Raw genomic sequence first — 19,573 nt, 5'->3', positions numbered from 1 at the left:
CAATGCACGCAGAACTTTACTATGCGTGCATTAATTACCCATTTGACGCTGCCAATATTCCCTGCAAATAGTTGCCATAGTCGCCAATATATCCTGCCATTTCCTGTTGCTCATTACGGTTAAATAACCGCGTAAAAGTCGGGTAATTATGCCCAATCATCAAAGCTGATATCACTAGAAAAATCTTACGATATGAACATTGAGGGTTGTCTCAGAATGTCAGTGTGTTAGGGTATAGGGCACTCTTATTTTCTATTAGGACAATTTTAGCGTTTGATAATAAACCAAAGGAAACAGCGAATTGCATGGCAATTAAACTAGAAGTTAAAAATTTATATAAGATATTTGGTGAGCACCCGGAACGCGCATTTAAGCTGATAGACAAAGGTTTGACGAAAGACCAGCTGCTGGAAAAAACGGGGTTATCACTTGGCGTCAAGAACGCCTCTCTGGCCATTGAAGAAGGCGAGATATTTGTCATCATGGGGCTTTCCGGTTCCGGTAAATCCACCTTGGTACGCCTTCTCAATCGTCTGATAGAACCCACCCGCGGTGAGGTGCTGATTGACGGCGAGGATATATCCAAAATATCCGATGCTGCGCTGCGCACCGTACGGCGTAATAAGATCAGCATGGTGTTCCAGTCATTCGCCTTAATGCCGCATATGAACGTATTAAATAATACTGCGTTCGGCATGGAATTAGCGGGCATTCCTTTACAGGAGCGCCAGGAAAAAGCGCTGGACGCGTTGCGTCAGGTTGGGCTGGAAAATTATGCCAATGCTTATCCCGATGAACTGTCCGGTGGTATGCGCCAGCGTGTCGGCTTAGCCCGCGCCATGGCTAACGATCCGGATATATTGTTAATGGATGAAGCCTTCTCTGCGCTGGACCCATTAATTCGTGCCGAAATGCAGGATGAACTCGTCAAATTACAGGCGAAACATCAGCGCACCATCGTCTTTATTTCCCACGATCTGGATGAAGCAATGCGTATTGGCGATCGTATTGCCATTATGCAGGGCGGCGAAGTGATCCAGGTGGGTACCCCGGATGAGATATTAAATAATCCGGCCAACGATTATGTGCGTACCTTCTTCCGCGGCGTCGATATCAGCCACGTATTCAGTGCCAAAGATATCGCCAAACGTCGCCCGGTGACCCTGATCCGTAAGACCCCCGGTTTTGGTCCGCGCTCTGCGTTGCAGATCCTGCGTGATGAAGACCGTGACTATGGCTACGTGCTTGAACGCGGCCAGAAATTTATCGGCGTGGTATCGATAGACTCTCTCAAGCAGGCGCTGGCGGCCAATCAAACGCTGGACGACGCCTTGCTGGATGCCCCACTGCCCGTTCCGGCGGATATGCCGCTGAGCGAGCTGATCTCACTGGTAGCACAGGCCCCTTGCGCCGTGCCGGTGGTCGGGGAAGACAACAACTATATCGGTATTATTTCCAAAGGCATGCTGCTGCAGGCTTTAGATAAAGAGGGCCCTACGAATGAGTGATAATCAGGATCCATGGGCAACAGCTGCCACATCCCCTAACGACGCCCCGGCAACCCAGGCTGCCACCAGCAGCGATCCCTGGGCAACCGGCGCACCTGCAGACAGTGTGCCCCATGATGCCGCTAATCAGGCCGCATCGAGCGCTGACTGGCTTAACAGCGCCCCAGTGGAGCCCGAGCACTTTAGCCTGCTGGATCCGTTCCACAAGGCTTGGGTGCCGTTTGACAGCTGGGTCACCCACGCCATTGATTGGCTGGTGCTGCACTTCCGTCCGCTGTTCCAGGGCATTCGCGTGCCGGTGGATTTCATCCTCAGCGGTTTCCAGCAGTTTTTGCTGGGTATGCCTGCTCCAGTCGCCATTTTGCTGTTCTCGCTGATCGCCTGGCAGATATCCAGCCTCGGCATGGGGGCCGCCACGCTGCTGTCGTTAGTCGCCATCGGCGCTATCGGGGCCTGGTCACAGGCGATGGTCACGCTGGCGCTGGTGCTCACCGCCCTGTTCTTCTGCATCTTGATAGGCCTGCCGTTGGGCATATGGTTGGCCCGCAGCAAACATGCCGCCAAGGTGATCCGGCCACTGCTTGACGCCATGCAGACCACGCCAGCCTTCGTCTATCTGGTGCCAATCGTCATGCTGTTCGGTATCGGTAACGTGCCGGGGGTGGTGGTAACAATCATCTTCGCCCTGCCGCCCATCGTACGTCTGACGATCCTGGGCATCAAACAGGTGCCGGAAGATCTGATCGAAGCCGCCGAATCCTTCGGCTCCAGCCCGCGCCAACTGCTGTTTAAAGTGCAGTTGCCGCTGGCCATGCCAACCATCATGGCCGGGGTTAACCAAACGCTGATGCTGGCGCTGTCGATGGTGGTTATCGCCTCGATGATCGCCGTAGGCGGTCTGGGCCAGATGGTGCTGCGTGGCATCGGCCGCCTGGATATGGGGCTGGCCGCCGTAGGTGGCGTCGGTATCGTTATTCTGGCCATTATTCTCGATCGTCTCACCCAGTCGCTGGGGCGCGATCGCCGCAGTAAAGGGCTAGGCCGCTGGTATACCCACGGCCCAATCGGGTTGATCGCTCGCCCGTTTATCAAAAAAGCCTGATCGTTCTACCCGCCAGCGGCTTACTGCCCTGGCGGGCTATCTCCAAACAACATCAATAACAGAGGAAAAACTATGCGCACTACAGGGATCTGGGCGATCGCCCTTACCACACTGCTTGGTTCACAGGTTGCTTCCGCTGCTGATTTGCCAGGAAAAGGTATTTCGGTACAACCGATACAGAGCACCATCTCCGAGGAGACCTTCCAAACGCTGCTGGTCAGCAAGGCATTGGAAAAACTCGGTTATGACGTCAAAGAGCCGCGTGAGGTGGACTACAACGTGGCCTACACTTCCATCGCCGCAGGGGATGCTACTTTTCTGGCAGTGAACTGGGATCAGTTGCACGCCGATCAGTATCAGGCCGCCGGGGGTGATAAAAAATTCTATCGTGAAGGGGCTTACGTCAGCGGCGCTGCTCAGGGCTACCTGATCGACAAAAAAACCGCCGACCAGTATCACATCACCAACGTTGAACAGCTAAAAGATCCGAAAATTGCCAAGCTGTTTGATACCAACGGTGACGGCAAGGCCGACTTGACCGGCTGTACCCCGGGCTGGGGCTGTGAAACGGTGATTAATCACCATATCGAAGCCTATGGCTTGGGCAAAACCGTGGAGCACAATCAGGGCAACTACGCCGCCATGATTTCCGATACCATCACCCGCTTCAAAGAAGGCAAACCGGTGCTGTATTACACCTGGACGCCGTACTGGGTCAGCGATGTGATGGTGCCTGGGCGTGACGTTGTCTGGCTGCAGGTGCCGTTCTCTTCCCTGCCGGGCGAGCTGAAAGATGTCGATACCAAGCTGCCGAACGGGGCCAATTATGGCTTCCCGGTCAACACCATGCATATTGCCGCCAATAAGCAGTGGGCGCAGGCCAACCCTGCCGCCGCCAAGCTGTTTGCCATCATGAAACTGCCGATTGCCGACGTCAACGCGCAGAACCTGCGGATGCATGCAGGCCAGTCCTCCGAGGCTGACATCCAAAACCATGTCAATGGCTGGATCAAGGCTCACCAGGCCACGTTTGACGGTTGGGTGAAAACCGCCGCCGAAGCCGCCAAGTCATAATATCCCCATGGGCGCGGCTTATACGCTGCGCCCTCATTCCGGCAACATCATCTCGGTAAACTGTAAAAATCGTTCTGCCGTCTTCGACAGAGGTGGGTTCCACACGCAATACACCTGACGACGTGGACCATCGACGATCGGAATAGCCACCAGCGAACTCAAACGCTGGGCCGTGGAAATCGGCACGATCCCCGCAGCCAGGCCTCGCCGTACCAGATTCTCCAACCATTCGATATGGTCGATCTCAAAGCTCACATGCCGTTTGATCCCTGCCGCCTGAAAGGCTCGGTCGGTCTGCCGCCGCGCTCCGGTTCCGCTATAGAAATCCACCAGCGGCACTTCTGACAGCGTTTGCAGATTGATGCGTTGATGCCCCGCCAGCGCATGTTCTGCGGCCACCAACGCAACCAGCGGCTCATCGGTCAACTGCCGATGCGACTCTGGCAGCATGTCTTTATCGCCCGGCCAGATGCCAACAAATGCCACATCGGTCTTCTGCTGGCGAATATCTTCCAGCAACACCTCGCTAATGCCAACGTACAGCCGGATATTCACCGCCGGATGATGACGGTGGAATTCCCCCAGCTTTTCGGTGAGGTCAATCGCGTTGATGGTTGAAATGGTGCCAATCGTTAACGTACCGGATACCGTACCAGCGGCCGCCACCACTTCCTCCACCAACGTCTGCTTGGCGGCCAACAACCGCTGCGCCGGTTGAATGAAGGCCCGTCCGGCGGTGGTAAGCTCAACGCGACGCGAAGTTCGCTCAAACAGCGTACAACCGAGTTCTTCTTCCAGTTTGGCGACCTGATGACTCAGGGCTGACTGCACCGTATGGCAGCGCTGGGCGGCACGGGTAAAGCTCTGCTCCTCGGCCACCGCCAGGGCATAACGGATCTGTTTCAGATTCATACTATCTATCGCGAAATGAGATGGATCAGATGAAAATTATACATTGGTTTAACATTCTGTTCTGCCTGATACTTCGATCACAGATTTCCATTATTGAAGACCTATGAACCAACCAACCGAACACCCGGGCCTTAGCCCTGCACTGACGCTGTTAATCGCGATGGCCACCGGCCTGGCGGTTGCCAGCAACTACTACGCCCAGCCGCTGCTGGAAACCATCGCACAAAACTTTAATCTATCGGTTAACCAAGCCGGATTTATCGTCACCGCGGCCCAGCTAGGCTATGCGGTTGGCCTGCTGTTTCTGGTGCCGTTGGGCGATATGTTTGAACGCCGTGGGCTGATCGTCTTTATGACGCTGTTAGCCGCCGGGGGCATGCTGATCACTGCGTCCTCCAGCACCTTATCGATGATGATCCTCGGTACGGCTCTCACCGGCTTGTTCTCCGTCGTGGCCCAGCTTTTAGTACCACTCGCCGCCACCTTGGCACACCCGGCAAAACGCGGAAAAACCGTCGGCGTGATCATGAGCGGCCTGTTGCTCGGCATTCTGCTGGCACGTACCGTCGCCGGTGCTTTGGCGGCCCTCGGCGGCTGGCGTACCATCTACTGGGTGGCCAGCGTGTTGATGATCCTGATGGCCCTTCTGCTGTGGCGTGCCTTGCCGCGCTATAAGCTGCATTCTGGCCTGAATTACCCGCAGCTGCTGAAGTCCATCTTTTCCCTGTTCTGCTTCACCCCGTTGCTGCGTACCCGCGCCATCATCGGCGCCTTGTCGTTCGCCAACTTCAGCGTGCTGTGGACCTCAATGGCTTTCCTGCTGGCTTCCCCACCTTTCAACTATTCCGAGGGCGTGATTGGGTTATTTGGCCTGGTGGGTGCTGCCGGCGCGCTGGCTGCCTCACGTGCCGGTCATCTGGCCGATAAGGGCAAAGCGGGGCTAACCACCAGCGTCGGGCTGGTACTGCTGTTGCTGTCCTGGATCCCGATTGCGTTGGCACCGTACTCTCTCTGGGCGCTGATTATCGGCATTCTGGTGCTGGATCTGGCGGTGCAGGGGGTGCATGTCACCAACCAAAGCGTGATTTACCGCATCATGCCGGAGGCACGTAATCGCCTGACCGCCGGTTACATGACCAGCTATTTTATCGGGGGTGCCGTGGGTTCAGTGCTTTCCGCCGCCGCTTATCAACATGCTGGTTGGAACGGCGTAGCGGCGATTGGTGGCGTATTGTGCGTGCTGAATCTGCTGACCTGGTGGCGTGGCAAGCGCTATGACCCGCAGGGTCCGGCCATTATCTAGTTAGCAAGAAAATAATAACCCAGGAAATTTATTAGGCCGCAGGGTGTGAAAATTACTTACACTCTGGTAATATTGTCGCGGTAAATTATTGGCGACCTATACACCCTGCGCCCCGGACCACCATGAACGACCTTACTCAGGTAAGTTTTCTTTCTATCCCCTCCGCAGGATGCCGTAGTGCCCCGCCCAGTTACATAAACAAACCTTACCTATCTCAGCCTGCGGAACGGCAAAATTTGTGCCTTCAATCACAAGACCTTAGGGTCTGTGGCGTTAAGCATTTACAAACAACTTACAAATGACACGAATTGCTAAATTATTCCCCTTGCTGAAGATTTACATTATTAATCACTATCGTTACTATACCGAACGAAATTAATGAGGCACTAAATTATGGAAAGCTCGTTTACCCCCATAGAGCAAATGCTGAATTTCCGCGCCAAACGTCAGAAAGACTTCCCATACCAGGAAATCCTGCTGACCCGCCTATGCATGCATATGCAAGGCAAGCTGTTGGAAAATCGCAATAAAATGCTGAAAGCACAGGGAATCAACGAAACCTTGTTTATGGCTCTCATTACGCTGGATGCGCAGGAAAACCACAGTATTCAGCCTTCTGAGCTAAGCTCGGCCCTAGGTTCGTCACGCACCAATGCCACCCGCATTGCCGATGAACTAGAGAAACGCGGTTGGATTGAGCGCCGGGAAAGCGATCACGATCGCCGCTGCCTGCATCTGCATATGACCCAGGCTGGGGAAGCGTTTCTCGAACAATTGCTGCCACCGCAGCATAAATGTCTGCACTTTCTGTGGTCTACGCTGAACGACGAGGAGCAGCAACAGCTTGAAATGCTGACGCGCAAATTGTTGACCCGTTTGGATCAGATGGAAGTTTCAGAACAGTTATCCCAATAATTCCTGTTCAGGTAATCAATTTATGCGATCCCCGTTAAACTGGAGATTCACCCCGCTGTTCGCCGTTCTGTTGCTGGCGGGGTGCGCATCTACCGATAATATTGCCCCGCAATCCAAGATGATGGATCCGCAGCAGCTACAGCTTGACCAGCCAAAAGTCAGCTCGCTTGCCATCAGCCCGCAATGGTGGCGCACGCTTAACGATCCCCAGCTTGATAGCCTGATGACCCAGACGTTGCAAAACTCGCCTTCGCTGCAACAGGCGGGCGCTCGCGTGCGTGAAGCCCAAAGCGTGGCGGGGGAAGCCAGTGCCGCTAACGGCCCTAACCTGGATCTGAATGCCAGCATCAACCGTCAGCGTCTGGCGCAAAACACCAACCTGGGCTTTGGCTATCTGCCCAACCCGGTGTATGAGTCCACCAACTCGCTGGGTTTGAATCTGGCTTATGAGTTTGACTGGTGGGGCAAATATCGCAATCAGGTCAATGCGGCAAAAGCGCAGATCGATGCCGCTCGTGCCGAGCAGGCACAGGCCGCTCTGACGCTAACCAGTTCGGTAGCCTCTGCTTATTACCAGTTACAGGCGAATTACGCGCTTGAGAATGTGCTGCAACAAGAGGTGGATAACAATCAACGCCTGGCAGACCTGCGCCAAAAACAATATAAAGCCGGGATCTACGGCGTGGAAATCCCGCAACAGACCCAGGCTCAAGCAGACAGTGCCAAGCAGCAGATCATCCAGCTGCAGTCACAGATTGAACAACTGAAACACCAGTTGGCCGCCCTGGCCGGTCTTGGCCCGAATGCGATGCAGTCTCTGCATCCGGTGGCCATGCCAAGCGAAGAACAGTTAGCCCCCAAAGGCGAACTCACCGCGGATTTGCTGGGCAAACGCCCGGATATCGTGGCACAACGCCAACTGGTAGAGTCCTATAACCAACGGGTCAGTGCGGCACGCAAAGAGTTCTACCCTAGCCTGTCGATCTCGGCCTTTGCTGGCTTGACCACCACCAACGTCGGCGGTACCAGCCCAAATCTGTTTGAAGCCGCCAGCCAGGCGTGGGGCGTGGTTCCAGCCATTTCCCTGCCTATCTTCCATGCCGGTGCGCTACGCAGCAAGCTGGGTGAAGAGTCCGCACTCTACGATCAGGCGGTGGGTTCCTATAACCAAACGCTCGTCAATGCGTTACAGGAAACGGCCGACGCCATCACCATTCAACAGAGCAGTAGCAAGCAGCTGCTGCAGGCAACCTCTGCCTCCCAATCCATGCAGGATGTGTACCGGGTCGCCAACGCCAAATACCAGGCAGGGATTATTGGGCGTGATGAACTGTTGACCAGCCAGACGCAGCTATTACAGCAGCAACAGGCACAACTGAATGCCAGCAGCAACTTGATGCAGGCGAAGATAGCATTGGTACGCGCGTTGGGGGGTGGCTACCAGGCCCCGGCGGCAGCGGAACCTAAAGCATAATTTTAGAGCGTGGAGAAGACCATGAGTGCAAGCGCGGAAACTCAAACCCCGCAGCAACCGGCTGGCAAAAAACGGCAGCGTAAATTCTGGCTGCTGCTGTTGACGTTTATTTTTGTGATTATTGGGGTGGCCTATTTAGTCTATTGGTTCCTGGTGCTGCGTCATCACCAAGAAACCGACGATGCTTACGTGGCCGGCAATCAGGTGCAGATCATGGCCCAGGTTTCCGGTAGCGTGAACAGCGTTACCTTCGATAACACCGACTTTGTCCGCAAAGGCGATGTGCTGTTAACGCTGGATCCTACCGACGCCGAACAGGCGTTTGAGCGGGCCAAAACCGCGCTGGCCAACAGCGTGCGCCAAACGCATCAGTTGGTGATCAACGGTAAGCAGTATCAGGCTAACATTGCGCTGCGCAAATCCGAGCTTAGCAAGGTAGAAAACGATCTCAAGCGTCGTATCGTGCTGGGCAACGCCGATGCCATTGGCCGCGAAGAGCTGCAACATGCGCGTGACGCGGTAGACAATGCCAAAGCGGCATTGGAAGTCGCGGTGCAACAATACAATGCCAATCAGGCGATGGTGCTGAATACCCCGTTGGATAAACAGCCCGCCGTGCTGCAAGCCGCCGCACAGATGCGCGACGCCTGGATGGCGCTGCAGCGTACCCGTATCGTCAGCCCAATCACCGGCTTCGTTTCACGCCGTAGCGTGCAGGTGGGGGCACAGATCTCCCCTGGGACGCCTCTGATGGCCATAGTGGCACCAGACCATGTCTGGGTGGATGCCAACTTTAAAGAAACGCAGATCGCCAACATGCGTATCGGCCAAGAGGCCACCGTGGTGAGTGACCTGTACGGTAGCGACGTGGTGTTCAAGGGTAAGGTCGTGGGTATCGATATGGGTACCGGCAGCGCGTTCTCATTGCTGCCTGCACAGAACGCTACCGGCAACTGGATCAAAGTGGTGCAGCGTTTACCCGTGCGTATCGAACTGGATGCGCAACAGGTTGCTGAGCATCCTCTGCGTATCGGTCTTTCTACGCTGGTCAAAGTCGACACCACCAATCTGGACGGCCTGGTGCTCTCCGATACGGTACGACAAAAACCGCTGTTTGAAACCAGCGCGCTGACGCTGGATCTGGCGCCGGTGAATCAGATGATCGCCGATGTGATCCATGCAAACGCCGGTTAAGCGAGCGGGAGGCTACCTTGGCACAGAAACCGCTTGAAGGTGCCCAGCTCGCCTGGATGACGGTCGCGCTCGCCATGGCGACCTTTATGCAGGTGCTGGACTCCACCATTGCCAACGTGGCGATACCGACCATTTCGGGTAACCTCGGGTCTTCCAACTCGCAGGGCACCTGGGTGATCACCTCGTTTGGGGTGGCCAACGCCATCTCCATTCCGATCACCGGCTGGTTGGCGAAACGCGTAGGTGAAGTTCGCCTGTTCCTGTGGTCCACGGCGCTGTTCGCCCTGGCCTCCTGGCTGTGCGGTATCTCCAACAGTCTGGGCATGCTGATCTTCTTCCGCGTGATCCAGGGCATCGTCGCCGGGCCGCTGATCCCGTTGTCGCAGAGCTTGTTGCTGAATAACTATCCCCCCGCCAAACGATCGATGGCCCTGGCGCTATGGTCGATGACCGTGATCGTCGCGCCGATTTTCGGGCCGATCCTGGGCGGTTATATCAGCGATAACTATCACTGGGGCTGGATCTTCTTTATCAACATCCCGATTGGGCTGTTCGTGATCCTGATTGCAATGTCGACGCTGAAAGGCCGGGAGACCAAAACCGAGATCAAACCTATCGATACCGTCGGGCTGGTGCTGCTGGTGGTTGGCATCGGTGCGCTGCAGATCATGCTCGATCAGGGCAAGGAGCTGGACTGGTTCAACTCGACCGAGATCATTGTCCTGACCGTCGTGGCCGTGGTGGCGTTGGTGTTCCTGGTGGTGTGGGAGCTGACGGACGATCACCCGGTGGTGGATTTGTCGCTGTTCAAATCGCGCAACTTTACCATCGGCTGTCTGTGTATCAGCCTGGCCTACATGCTGTATTTCGGGGCGATCGTGCTGTTGCCACAGTTGCTACAGGAGGTATATGGCTACACCGCCACCTGGGCCGGCTTGGCGTCTGCGCCGATCGGGTTGCTGCCGGTGATCTTGTCACCGATTATCGGCCGCTTCGGTAACCGTCTGGATATGCGCCGGTTGGTCACCTTCAGCTTCATCATGTATGCCGTGTGCTTCTACTGGCGCGCCTACACGTTTGAACCGGGGATGGATTTTGGTGCTTCCGCCTGGCCGCAATTCTTCCAGGGCTTTGCCATCGCCTGCTTCTTTATGCCGCTGACGACCATTACCCTGTCCGGGTTGCCTCCGGAGCGCATAGCGGCAGCATCGAGCCTGTCGAACTTTACCCGTACCTTGGCGGGTTCTATCGGCACCTCGATCACCACCACCTTGTGGACCAGCAGAGAGGCGATGCACCACTCGCACCTGACCGAGTTTGTGAATCCGTTCAACCCGCAGTCGCAGGAGATGTACAGCAAGCTGGAGCAGCTAGGCATGAGCAAGCAGCAGGCTTCGGCGTATATCGCCAACGAGATCACCGCGCAGGGGCTGATCATCTCGGCCAACGAGATATTCTGGCTTTCGGCGGGGGTGTTTCTGATATTGCTGGCGCTGGTCTGGTTCGCCAAACCACCGTTCAGTTCCGGGGGCGGTGGGGGCGGAGCCCACTGATCGAGTCACGTCCATAAACTCCAATGGAAGTGGCTAAAGAGCTTCTGTGATATGGGGCGGTTCAAAGATGGACCGCCTCATAGAATTGAATGATGCTTTCCCCATCGACCTATTTTTGTGGATTTTGGGTACATAAAAGACAACAATAATGCCGCAGTGCCAGAATGGATATTAGTTGAATTTATAAACTTTTCTAACAGGGAATCTCTGGGCTAAAGCATGATAAAAAAAACGCTGATTGCAGCCTTAAGCCTTGGTATGGTGGGTTGTGCTGCCATGAAAATACCTGCCTACGCAGAAGTCAAAGCCAGTCCGTATTATGATGAATGCCGCGAGTTCGCCGTCGATGTGTATAACAATGATGGGTACAGCAAGCTCGTCAATGACACGATACTGCGCATGAACGAGCAAAAAGCTCAGGCCATTGTGACTGGATGTGTGATCGCTATGGGAAAAAACAGTCTAGAAGAGGCCAAATTTGATATGAAACAAAAGGCCGTAACTTTTGGGATAATCAATGCTGCTTGCGACAGCGCTTCGTGCCGGGCTGATACGGATCAACAGCTGAAAGCTTTTACCCTTGGCAGCTTTTATGCGACACAAAAGAAATTTTCCGACAACATGAAAGTTGAGAAAACTGGGAAAGCTGATTTTTAAGGGCTAGAGTTGCAGACATATTTAGTCACATAGATCAAAACCCTGACCTTACGGCCAGGGCTTTGTCAGCAATCGAACGAGCTTTTATTGCGTAACAGATTACGCCTGATTCTGACGCCACCAGTCGGCCAACAGAATACCGGTAGCTACCGAGACGTTCAGGCTTTCTACTTTGCCGGTCCCGCCGATAGACACGCTCATATCACCCTGTTGCCAAGCGCTGTCACTCAGGCCATCACGTTCCTGGCCCAATACCAGCACCATCTTGGTTGGCAGTTTAGCCTGCGCCAACGGCGTGCCTTTATGGCTGGAGGTGGTGACGATGGTGTAACCCGCTTTGCGGAACGTATCCAGCACGGAGAGGAAATCATCGGCATTGATTGCCTTGATGTGTTCCGCCCCGCCTTCAGCCGTACGCACCGCGGCACCAGACTCCAGCACCGCTGGATCCTGAAGCAATACGCCGTTCACGCCAAAGTGAGCACAAGAACGAACGATCGCACCCAGGTTGTGTGGGTTGCCCACTTCTTCCAGTGCCAGCACGCAATCTTTGGCCGGTGCATTCTGCAGGTAAGCCTGCGCATCCAGACCTTGACGCTTTTTAATCAGGAAGCACACGCCGCCGTGATGTTCGGTACCGGACGCTTTGGCCAGTTCCTCTTCATCCACCACATGGTAAGCCTTGCGGTTAGCCGCCATCCAACGCAGTGCCTCACGGAAACGTGGGGTTACGGATTGCACAAACCAGGCACGGACGATGGCATCTGGACGGCTGGCGAACAGGGCTTTACAGGCGTTCTCGCCGTAAACACGGGTTTCTTCCGCACGTTGGCGGCGCAACTGCTCGGGATCGATAAAGCTTTTGCCACTGATGCCACCATGATCGAACGCCGGTTCTTCTTGCGGAGGACGGGACACGGTTTTCCACGGTGATTCATAACCACCGCTGTCTTCGGTGCGCGCCGGACGGCGAGGACGATCGCTTTCACTGCTGCTGCGACGGGGATCGGTACCCCGACGGTCGCCACCGCGCGCCTTATCCTGACCGGCACGGCCAGAGCGTGCATTGTCAGCCGGGCGGCCTTTGCCGTCAGGTCGTTTATTCTTGTTACGGTTGTCGCCGCTATCGTCGTCACTACGGACGAACATCACTTTAACCTTACCGTTCTTGCCACTAAATGAATCGTTCATTGTCTTCTCCACCAACGCGCAGGGCGCGAAGATTACCTGATGTTGGTGCGCTAAGCCACCAACTTGCGCTAAAAGCTGGCATCTATCAAATTCATCGAACAAATCACTTGGTCGAATGCCACGCTTTTACCGATAATAAGCAACATTAAGGATACATATACGCGGCTAACATGCTGCGTCAGCCCCAGAGGTAACCATGAATACAGTTTGTGCAGCTTGTAATGCCACCAACCGCGTGCCGGAAGAACGTCTGGCGGACGGCGCTAAATGTGGCCGCTGCGGCCATGAATTGTTCGACGGTGAAGTGATTAACGCCACCGCCGCCACGCTGGACCAGCTCCTGCAAGACGACTTGCCGATCGTGGTCGATTTTTGGGCCCCGTGGTGTGGCCCGTGCCGCAGCTTCGCGCCGATCTTTGAAGACGTGGCACAGGAGCGTGCTGGCAAGGTGCGTTTCGTGAAGGTCAACACCGAAGCCGAACCCGAGTTGAGCGCCCGCTTCCGCATTCGCAGCATCCCTACCATCATGGTGTTCCGTGAAGGCAAGATGGTCGATATGCTCAACGGCGCGATGCCGAAAGCGCCGTTCGATAACTGGCTTGACGAGCTAGTTTAACGCAAAAGCGCTTACTATGCCGCCAGTTGTTGTCGGCATAACATCGCCTAGATAGCCCGTGCGCCTCTCCCGCCGGGCTTTTTTCTGCGCTACAATGGCGGTTTTTCAGGATCGTTATGACTGACAACGCCGTACTTCGTCTGCGCCAAGACCGTTTAGACCGCGCCACCCGCCCGTTTCTGGCCAGAGGTAGCCGCGCCGTACGCTGTCAGGGTTGTTTGCTGCCGCAGCAAAACTGCCTGTGTGCCACCATCAAACCGCAGCAGGCCAACAGCCGCTTTTGCCTGATCATGTTCGGCGCAGAGCCGTTAAAGCCCAGCAATACCGGCCGCCTGATCGCCGATATCCTGCCTGATACCCAGGCGTATACCTGGTCACGCACCGAAATCGATCCGGGCCTGCTGGCAGCCATCAACGATCCCACTCGTCAGCCCTACGTGGTATTCCCGGCCTCTTATGCCGATGCGGATCGCCCGGTGGTTAGCAGCCTGCCCGTAGGTGGCAAGCCGCCTTTATTTATCATGCTCGACGGTACCTGGTCGGAAGCGCGCAAAATGTTCCGTAAAAGCCCCTATCTGAATCAGTTCCCGGTCTTTTCACTGAACGTGTTGGCCTCATCGGACTATTTGCTACGTGTTGCCAGCCGCCCCGAACAGCACTGTACGGCAGAAGTCGCTGCCGCCCTGCTGCAACAGGCGGGGGATGAACAGGCCGCGACCGGGCTGAGCCAACATTTCAATTACTTCCGTGAACAGTATCTGGCCGGGAAACCTCACCGCCCAGAGGCACCGGTCACAGCAAATCTGCCACAAAGCGCCTAGAATCAGACGATAATTTGCCTCTTTCAGGCAAACCGATCAGGAGCAGGAGCCGCACATGAGCCAGAGAGGGTTAGAAGCGCTATTACGTCCCAAATCGATTGCCGTGCTCGGCGCTTCGCAACAGCCTGGCCGGGCTGGCTACCTGATGATGCGCAATCTGCTGGCTGGCGGGTTTACCGGCCCGATACTGCCGGTCACACCCCGCTACAAGGCAGTCTGCGGCGTAATGGCCTATCCCGACGTGGCCAGCCTGCCGTTAACTCCCGACTTGGCCGTGCTGTGTACCAATGCCCAGCGTAACCTGGCACTGATCGAAGCCCTAGGTGAGCGCGGCTGCAAAACCGCCATCGTACTTTCCTCCCCCGTGGAACAATTCGCCGAGCTGAAGGCCACCGCACAACGTTACTCAATGCGTCTGCTGGGGCCAAACAGCCTGGGCTTACTGGCGCCTTGGCAAGGTATCAACGCCAGCTTTTCGCCGGTCCCCATTCAGAAAGGCAAGCTGGCGTTTATCTCCCAGTCTGCCGCCGTGGCGAACACCATTCTGGACTGGGCGCAACAACGGGAAGTTGGCTTCTCCTACTTCATCGCGTTAGGGGATAGCCTGGATATCGACGTCGACGATTTGCTCGACTTCCTGGCCCGCGACAGCAAAACCAGCGCAATTCTGCTGTATCTGGAAAACATCAACGACGCGCGGCGTTTCCTTTCCGCCTCCCGCAGTGCCTCACGCAATAAACCGATCCTGGTGATCAAAAGTGGCCGGAGCCAACAGGCACAGCAGCTACTCAACAGCCAGCAGGGATTAGACGCCGCCTACGATGCAGCCATCCAACGCGCCGGTTTGCTGCGCGTGCAGGATACTCACGAGCTGTTTTCCGCCGTGGAAACCTTAAGCCATATGCACCCGCTGCGCGGTGAGCGGCTAATGATTATCAGCAACGGCGCGGCCCCCGCAGCCATGGCGCTGGACCAATTACTCTCCCGCAACGGTAAGCTGGCAACGTTGACAGATGAGACTCAGGAGAAGCTGAGCGCTGCCCTGCCGGAGTTTATCCGGCCAGGAAATCCTATCGATCTGCGTGATGATGCAACCCCCAAGCGCTATCTGGCAGCTCTGCAACCGCTGCTCGACAGCCACGACTATGACGCCCTGCTGCTGATCCATGCCCCTAGCGCAGCCTCTCCGGGCACTGAGACCGCCGAACGGCTGATCGAGGCCATCCGCCAGCACCCCCGTGGGAAACGCATTACGCTGTTAACCAACTGGTGTGGTGAATACTCCTCTCAGGAGGCCCGGCGCCTGTTTACCGAGGCCGGTATCCCAACTTATCGCACGCCAGAAGGCGCGGTCACCGCGTTTATGCATATGGTGGAATACCGCCGTAACCAGAAGCAGCTGAAGGAAACCCCGGCGCTACCGATTGGGCTTACGGCCAATACCGCTGCCGCGCACCAGTTAATCCATCAGGCATTGGCCGAAGGGGCGAGCCAGTTGGATACCCATGAAGTCCAGCCGATTCTGCAGGCTTACGGCCTCAGCACCCTGCCAACCTGGATTGCCAGTGACAGCGCCGAAGCAGTGCACATTGCCGAACAGATTGGCTACCCGGTGGCGCTGAAACTGCGCTCTCCAGATATCTCGCATAAATCCGAAGTTCAGGGGGTCATGCTTTATTTACGTACCGCCACCGAGGTGCAGCGTGCGGCGGAAGCGATCCTCGATCGGGTGAAGCGTACTTATCCGCAGGCGCGCATCCACGGTCTGTTAGTGCAAAGCATGGCCAACCGTGCCGGAGCACAAGAATTGCGGATTGCCGTTGAACAGGACGCGACCTTCGGCCCGCTGATAATGCTCGGCGAAGGCGGCATCGAATGGCGCAAGGAAAACCAGGTCGCCGTTGCCCTGCCGCCACTGAATATGGCTCTGGCGCGTTATCTGGTGTTGCAGGCAGTGAAAGGAGGCAAAATCCGTGGGCGCAGCGCACTGCGGCCGCTTGATATCCCCGGCTTAAGCCGCCTGTTGGTGCAGGTTTCCAACCTGATCCTCGACTGCCCGGAGATCTCACGCCTCGATATTCATCCGGTGTTAGCCTCCGGCAGCGAATTTACCCTGCTGGACGTTTCCATGCAGTTAACGCCTTTCAGTGGCGATCCACAGGCGCGGTTGGCGATCCGCCCTTATCCCCATGAACTGGAAGAAACCATTGAATTAAAAGACGGTTCACAATGCCTGTTCCGCCCGATCCTGCCGGAGGATGAACCGGCGCTGAAGCACTTTATCGACCGCGTCACCAAGGAAGATCTCTATTACCGCTACTTTAGTGAGATCAACGAGTTTAGCCACGACGATTTGGCTAACATGACCCAAATCGACTACGATCGAGAAATGGCTTTCGTAGCGGTACGCGATGGTGAAGAGATCATCGGCGTGACGCGTGCCTTGTCAGATCCGGACAACACTGACGCCGAGTTCGCCGTACTGGTACGTTCCGATCTGAAAGGCCTGGGTCTGGGCCGACAGCTCTTGCTGAAAATGATTGGCTATGCGCGAGCGCAGGGCCTGACCCGCTTGACAGGCATTACCATGCCGAATAACCGCGGAATGGTCACGCTGGCACAAAAGCTGGGGTTCAAGGTCGATGTGCAAATTGACGAGGGGATTGTCAATTTAACCCTGCCGCTACAGGATGGAGCGACGCCGTGACCGCTGTCGCAATGTAATACGAATCCACTAGTTAACGCCAAAACATACGCACAATCGAGACAACTAGTGGTATTATCGCCCGATTGTTCGAAGCATTTTATTCATGGAAGTGGCGTTCCGGCCATCCAAATATGAGAGAAGAAGCGCACTGTGATGTTGTCAAAATTTAAACGTAGCAAACATCAACAACACCTTGCACAACTGCCCAAACTCCCCCAGACGGTTGCTGATGTCCGTACCCTTTATACGCCGGCAGATTTCCGTGCAACGCTGCTGGAATCGATCGCTAACGCAACAACCCGTATTTATCTGGTAGCGCTCTATCTGGAGCATGACGATGCGGGCCGCGATATCCTCAATGCGCTCTATCAAGCCAAGCAGCAGCGCCCTGAGCTGGAGATCTGCGTGTTGGTTGACTGGCATCGCGCTCAACGTGGGCGTATTGGTGCGGCAGCGGCCAATACCAATGCCGACTGGTACTGCGCTATGGCTGCACAGCACCCGCAGGTTTCGGTGCCGATTTACGGCGTTCCGGTCAATACTCGCGAAGCGCTGGGCGTACTGCATTTGAAGGGCTTTGTCGTTGACGATACGGTGTTCTATAGTGGTGCCAGCATTAATGATGTCTATCTGCATCAGCATGAGAAGTATCGTTACGATCGCTATCAGTTGATCACCAATAATCTGTTGGCGGTGACCCTGTGCGATTACATCAAACAGCATCTGTTAACCGCCGGTGCCGTGCAGCGCCTTGATCGTGATGACAGACCCAAAAGCCTCGAGATCAAAAACGAAATCCGCCTGTTCCGCTTTGCCCTACGCCGTGCCGCCTATCAATTTCAGGGGAATGCCAGTAATGATGAGCTGGCCGTCACCCCATTAGTCGGCCTGGGTAAACAGAGCATTCTGAACAAAACGATCCACCACCTGATGTCCTGCACCGATCAGAAACTGACGCTGTGCACGCCTTACTTCAACCTGCCAGCCTTGCTGGTGCGCAATATCATTTATCTGCTGCGCCAAGGGAAACAGGTAGAGATCATCGTGGGTGACAAGACGGCCAATGACTTCTACATCCCTGAAGATCAGCCGTTCAAGATTATCGGTGCGTTGCCTTATCTTTACGAAATCAACCTGCGCCGCTTCCTGAGCCGCCTGCAACGCTATGTTGATACCGGGCAGCTGATTGTGCGCCTGTGGAAAGACGGCGATAACAGCTATCACCTGAAAGGGATGTGGGTCGATGACGAGTGGCAGTTGGTCACCGGTAACAACCTCAACCCGCGCGCCTGGAGGCTGGATCTGGAAAACGCCATTCTGTTCCACGATCCCAAGCACGAAATGCAGGAACAGCGGCATAAAGAGTTGGAAACGATCCGCACCCATACCACGGTGGTGGGCCACTATCTCGAATTGCAAAGCATTCAGGAATATCCGGTCAAGGTGCGCAAGCTGATCCGTCGTCTGCGTCGGATCCGTATCGATCGCTTGATTAGCCGTATATTGTAATTTCATGTCACAGATACCCTATGAATTTCAAGTTGGCCGCTCTTGCGCATCCATGCGCTCGTGGCATTCGTACATCCCTGTACAGCACAGCTAGGCGACAAGTGCGTGCATCCCCAGGAGCTTACTTTAGTAAGTGACTGGGGTTCACGCACGCAGGTAACAACGCTGCAGCTTGAAAGGCGACGGGTATGGCAATGCCGGGCTTTTTTGTACATTTTGAGACGGGATGTTTTCACTATGCGCCCACTCCGCCCGCTTCTCCTCCTTCCGGTACTGTTGTTCTCCAGTGGCTGTACCCACATGGCCAATGATAGCTGGACCGGCAAAGACAAGGCTCAACACTTTGTCGCTTCCGCAGCATTTGCGGCCGCTGGCGCGGCCTATGGCGATCACCAGAACTGGAATGAGGCACGTAGCCGCAGTTTTGGCCTGCTATTTTCGATAGGCTTGGGCGCGGCGAAAGAGCTGTATGACAGCCGGGAAGGCGGTACGGGCTGGAGCTGGAAGGATTTTGCCTGGGATGTGGCAGGGGCTGCGACAGGGTACAGTATTTATCATCTGGCCCGTTGAGGGTCAGTTAATTTAAGCCAGATCGAGTAATGACCCCCTCACCCTAACCCTCTCCCACAGGGAGAGGGAACCGATCGAGTCCGCTGATATTCCTCAGAAATACCCATCTTTCTGCTTACTCATCACTGCCGAAACGGCATGGGCTAATCAAAGGTTCCGACTTTCCGAAGCCGCACAGGCTCACCCACGATGCCGGACAGCTCCCTCTCCCTCACACGGGGGTTCAGGATGTTCTCGGTGGGTACTCTGGGAGAGGGCTGGGGTGAGGGGTTTTCACTGTTATTTCCTGTTTTCTGCGCATAGCAAAAAGGCCATCCTTGCGGATGGCCTCTTGGCTTAATTGATGCCTGGCAGTGTCCTACTCTCGCATGGGGAGACCCCACACTACCATCGGCGCTACGGCGTTTCACTTCTGAGTTCGGCATGGGGTCAGGTGGGACCACCGCGCTATTGCCGCCAGGCAAATT

16 protein-coding genes and 1 rRNA gene are annotated in these 19,573 nt (G+C 55.5%); 14 read left to right on the top strand and 3 right to left on the bottom strand.

The window, feature by feature from the left end; all coding sequences use genetic code 11:
* The first annotated feature begins 305 nt into the window (after positions 1 to 305).
* From proV to proX, 3 genes are all read left to right on the top strand, one after another.
* Positions 306 to 1,508, top strand: coding sequence for a glycine betaine/L-proline ABC transporter ATP-binding protein ProV (proV, locus tag ACMV5I_RS24730; RefSeq protein ID WP_021807606.1), 1,203 nt, complete (start codon positions 306 to 308; stop codon positions 1,506 to 1,508).
* Positions 1,501 to 2,610 (top strand): glycine betaine/L-proline ABC transporter permease ProW, encoded by a 1,110-nt coding sequence (proW, locus tag ACMV5I_RS24725; protein WP_024484842.1) that lies wholly within the window; start codon positions 1,501 to 1,503, stop codon positions 2,608 to 2,610. Before proV ends, proW begins: the two co-directional genes overlap by 8 nt.
* A gap of 72 nt (positions 2,611 to 2,682) precedes the next feature.
* Positions 2,683 to 3,684: a glycine betaine/L-proline ABC transporter substrate-binding protein ProX gene (proX, locus tag ACMV5I_RS24720; protein WP_121607646.1), complete on the top strand. Its 1,002-nt coding sequence runs from the start codon at positions 2,683 to 2,685 to the stop codon at positions 3,682 to 3,684.
* 33 nt (positions 3,685 to 3,717) lie between these two features.
* Here the strand turns inward: proX and ACMV5I_RS24715 are convergent, their stop codons facing one another.
* Positions 3,718 to 4,596, bottom strand: a complete 879-nt coding sequence (locus ACMV5I_RS24715) for a LysR family transcriptional regulator (RefSeq protein WP_024484844.1) — start codon at positions 4,594 to 4,596, stop codon at positions 3,718 to 3,720.
* Positions 4,597 to 4,699: 103 nt separating this feature from the next.
* On the opposite strand from ACMV5I_RS24715, the gene ACMV5I_RS24710 reads away from it, so the two are divergent.
* The 6 genes from ACMV5I_RS24710 (at position 4,700) to ACMV5I_RS24685 (ending at position 11,692) form a co-directional block, all read left to right on the top strand.
* Positions 4,700 to 5,899 (top strand): MFS transporter, encoded by a 1,200-nt coding sequence (locus tag ACMV5I_RS24710; protein WP_202673256.1) that lies wholly within the window; start codon positions 4,700 to 4,702, stop codon positions 5,897 to 5,899.
* Between the two features lie 393 nt (positions 5,900 to 6,292).
* Positions 6,293 to 6,814: a transcriptional repressor MprA gene (mprA, locus tag ACMV5I_RS24705; RefSeq protein ID WP_021178983.1), complete on the top strand. Its 522-nt coding sequence runs from the start codon at positions 6,293 to 6,295 to the stop codon at positions 6,812 to 6,814.
* A gap of 22 nt (positions 6,815 to 6,836) precedes the next feature.
* Entirely contained in the window at positions 6,837 to 8,288 is a 1,452-nt protein-coding gene (locus ACMV5I_RS24700; protein ID WP_202673257.1) for an efflux transporter outer membrane subunit, read from the top strand.
* Positions 8,289 to 8,309: 21 nt separating this feature from the next.
* Positions 8,310 to 9,482: a multidrug efflux MFS transporter periplasmic adaptor subunit EmrA gene (gene emrA, locus ACMV5I_RS24695; RefSeq protein WP_121607648.1), complete on the top strand. Its 1,173-nt coding sequence runs from the start codon at positions 8,310 to 8,312 to the stop codon at positions 9,480 to 9,482.
* Positions 9,483 to 9,499: 17 nt separating this feature from the next.
* Positions 9,500 to 11,035 (top strand): multidrug efflux MFS transporter permease subunit EmrB, encoded by a 1,536-nt coding sequence (gene emrB, locus ACMV5I_RS24690; protein ID WP_024484848.1) that lies wholly within the window; start codon positions 9,500 to 9,502, stop codon positions 11,033 to 11,035.
* Positions 11,036 to 11,254: 219 nt separating this feature from the next.
* Positions 11,255 to 11,692, top strand: a complete 438-nt coding sequence (locus ACMV5I_RS24685) for a hypothetical protein (protein WP_414825498.1) — start codon at positions 11,255 to 11,257, stop codon at positions 11,690 to 11,692.
* A 99-nt stretch (positions 11,693 to 11,791) separates the two neighbouring features.
* Here the strand turns inward: ACMV5I_RS24685 and ACMV5I_RS24680 are convergent, their stop codons facing one another.
* Positions 11,792 to 12,883, bottom strand: a complete 1,092-nt coding sequence (locus ACMV5I_RS24680; protein WP_121607650.1) for a tRNA/rRNA methyltransferase — start codon at positions 12,881 to 12,883, stop codon at positions 11,792 to 11,794.
* 196 nt (positions 12,884 to 13,079) lie between these two features.
* Between ACMV5I_RS24680 and trxC the strand changes: the two genes are divergently transcribed.
* From trxC to ACMV5I_RS24655, 5 genes are all read left to right on the top strand, one after another.
* On the top strand, positions 13,080 to 13,499 hold the full coding sequence (gene trxC, locus ACMV5I_RS24675) for a thioredoxin TrxC (RefSeq protein WP_024484851.1): 420 nt from the start codon (positions 13,080 to 13,082) through the stop codon (positions 13,497 to 13,499).
* Between the two features lie 116 nt (positions 13,500 to 13,615).
* A complete protein-coding gene (locus ACMV5I_RS24670; RefSeq protein WP_414825497.1) occupies positions 13,616 to 14,320 on the top strand; it encodes a tRNA-uridine aminocarboxypropyltransferase in 705 nt (234 codons plus the stop codon).
* Between the two features lie 55 nt (positions 14,321 to 14,375).
* Positions 14,376 to 17,027, top strand: coding sequence for a bifunctional acetate--CoA ligase family protein/GNAT family N-acetyltransferase (locus tag ACMV5I_RS24665; protein WP_414825496.1), 2,652 nt, complete (start codon positions 14,376 to 14,378; stop codon positions 17,025 to 17,027).
* A 153-nt stretch (positions 17,028 to 17,180) separates the two neighbouring features.
* Positions 17,181 to 18,536 carry a CDP-diacylglycerol--serine O-phosphatidyltransferase gene (gene pssA / locus ACMV5I_RS24660; protein ID WP_414825495.1) on the top strand — a complete coding sequence of 452 codons (1,356 nt, stop codon included), beginning with the start codon at positions 17,181 to 17,183 and terminating at the stop codon, positions 18,534 to 18,536.
* Positions 18,537 to 18,773: 237 nt separating this feature from the next.
* Positions 18,774 to 19,106 carry a YfiM family lipoprotein gene (locus tag ACMV5I_RS24655; RefSeq protein WP_202728906.1) on the top strand — a complete coding sequence of 111 codons (333 nt, stop codon included), beginning with the start codon at positions 18,774 to 18,776 and terminating at the stop codon, positions 19,104 to 19,106.
* 345 nt (positions 19,107 to 19,451) lie between these two features.
* Here ACMV5I_RS24655 and rrf read toward each other — a convergent pair.
* Positions 19,452 to 19,567: ribosomal RNA gene (gene rrf / locus ACMV5I_RS24650) — 5S ribosomal RNA — on the bottom strand.
* Between the last annotated feature and the right edge of the window lie 6 nt (positions 19,568 to 19,573).

The organism is Serratia sp. T13T92, assembly GCF_047530105.1.
In the GTDB taxonomy this organism is placed as follows: Bacteria; Pseudomonadota; Gammaproteobacteria; order Enterobacterales; family Enterobacteriaceae; genus Chania; species Chania fonticola.
This window is presented reverse-complemented; position numbering and strand designations above follow the sequence as displayed.

Coding starts and splice junctions, on each gene's coding strand:
- proV (WP_021807606.1), top strand. CDS start 306: ATGGCAATTAAACTAGAAGTTAAAAATTTATATAAGATATTTGGTGAG.
- proW (WP_024484842.1), top strand. CDS start 1,501: ATGAGTGATAATCAGGATCCATGGGCAACAGCTGCCACATCCCCTAAC.
- proX (WP_121607646.1), top strand. CDS start 2,683: ATGCGCACTACAGGGATCTGGGCGATCGCCCTTACCACACTGCTTGGT.
- ACMV5I_RS24715 (WP_024484844.1), bottom strand. CDS start 4,596: ATGAATCTGAAACAGATCCGTTATGCCCTGGCGGTGGCCGAGGAGCAG.
- ACMV5I_RS24710 (WP_202673256.1), top strand. CDS start 4,700: ATGAACCAACCAACCGAACACCCGGGCCTTAGCCCTGCACTGACGCTG.
- mprA (WP_021178983.1), top strand. CDS start 6,293: ATGGAAAGCTCGTTTACCCCCATAGAGCAAATGCTGAATTTCCGCGCC.
- ACMV5I_RS24700 (WP_202673257.1), top strand. CDS start 6,837: ATGCGATCCCCGTTAAACTGGAGATTCACCCCGCTGTTCGCCGTTCTG.
- emrA (WP_121607648.1), top strand. CDS start 8,310: ATGAGTGCAAGCGCGGAAACTCAAACCCCGCAGCAACCGGCTGGCAAA.
- ACMV5I_RS24685 (WP_414825498.1), top strand. CDS start 11,255: ATGATAAAAAAAACGCTGATTGCAGCCTTAAGCCTTGGTATGGTGGGT.
- ACMV5I_RS24680 (WP_121607650.1), bottom strand. CDS start 12,883: ATGAACGATTCATTTAGTGGCAAGAACGGTAAGGTTAAAGTGATGTTC.
- trxC (WP_024484851.1), top strand. CDS start 13,080: ATGAATACAGTTTGTGCAGCTTGTAATGCCACCAACCGCGTGCCGGAA.
- ACMV5I_RS24670 (WP_414825497.1), top strand. CDS start 13,616: ATGACTGACAACGCCGTACTTCGTCTGCGCCAAGACCGTTTAGACCGC.
- ACMV5I_RS24665 (WP_414825496.1), top strand. CDS start 14,376: ATGAGCCAGAGAGGGTTAGAAGCGCTATTACGTCCCAAATCGATTGCC.
- pssA (WP_414825495.1), top strand. CDS start 17,181: ATGTTGTCAAAATTTAAACGTAGCAAACATCAACAACACCTTGCACAA.
- ACMV5I_RS24655 (WP_202728906.1), top strand. CDS start 18,774: ATGCGCCCACTCCGCCCGCTTCTCCTCCTTCCGGTACTGTTGTTCTCC.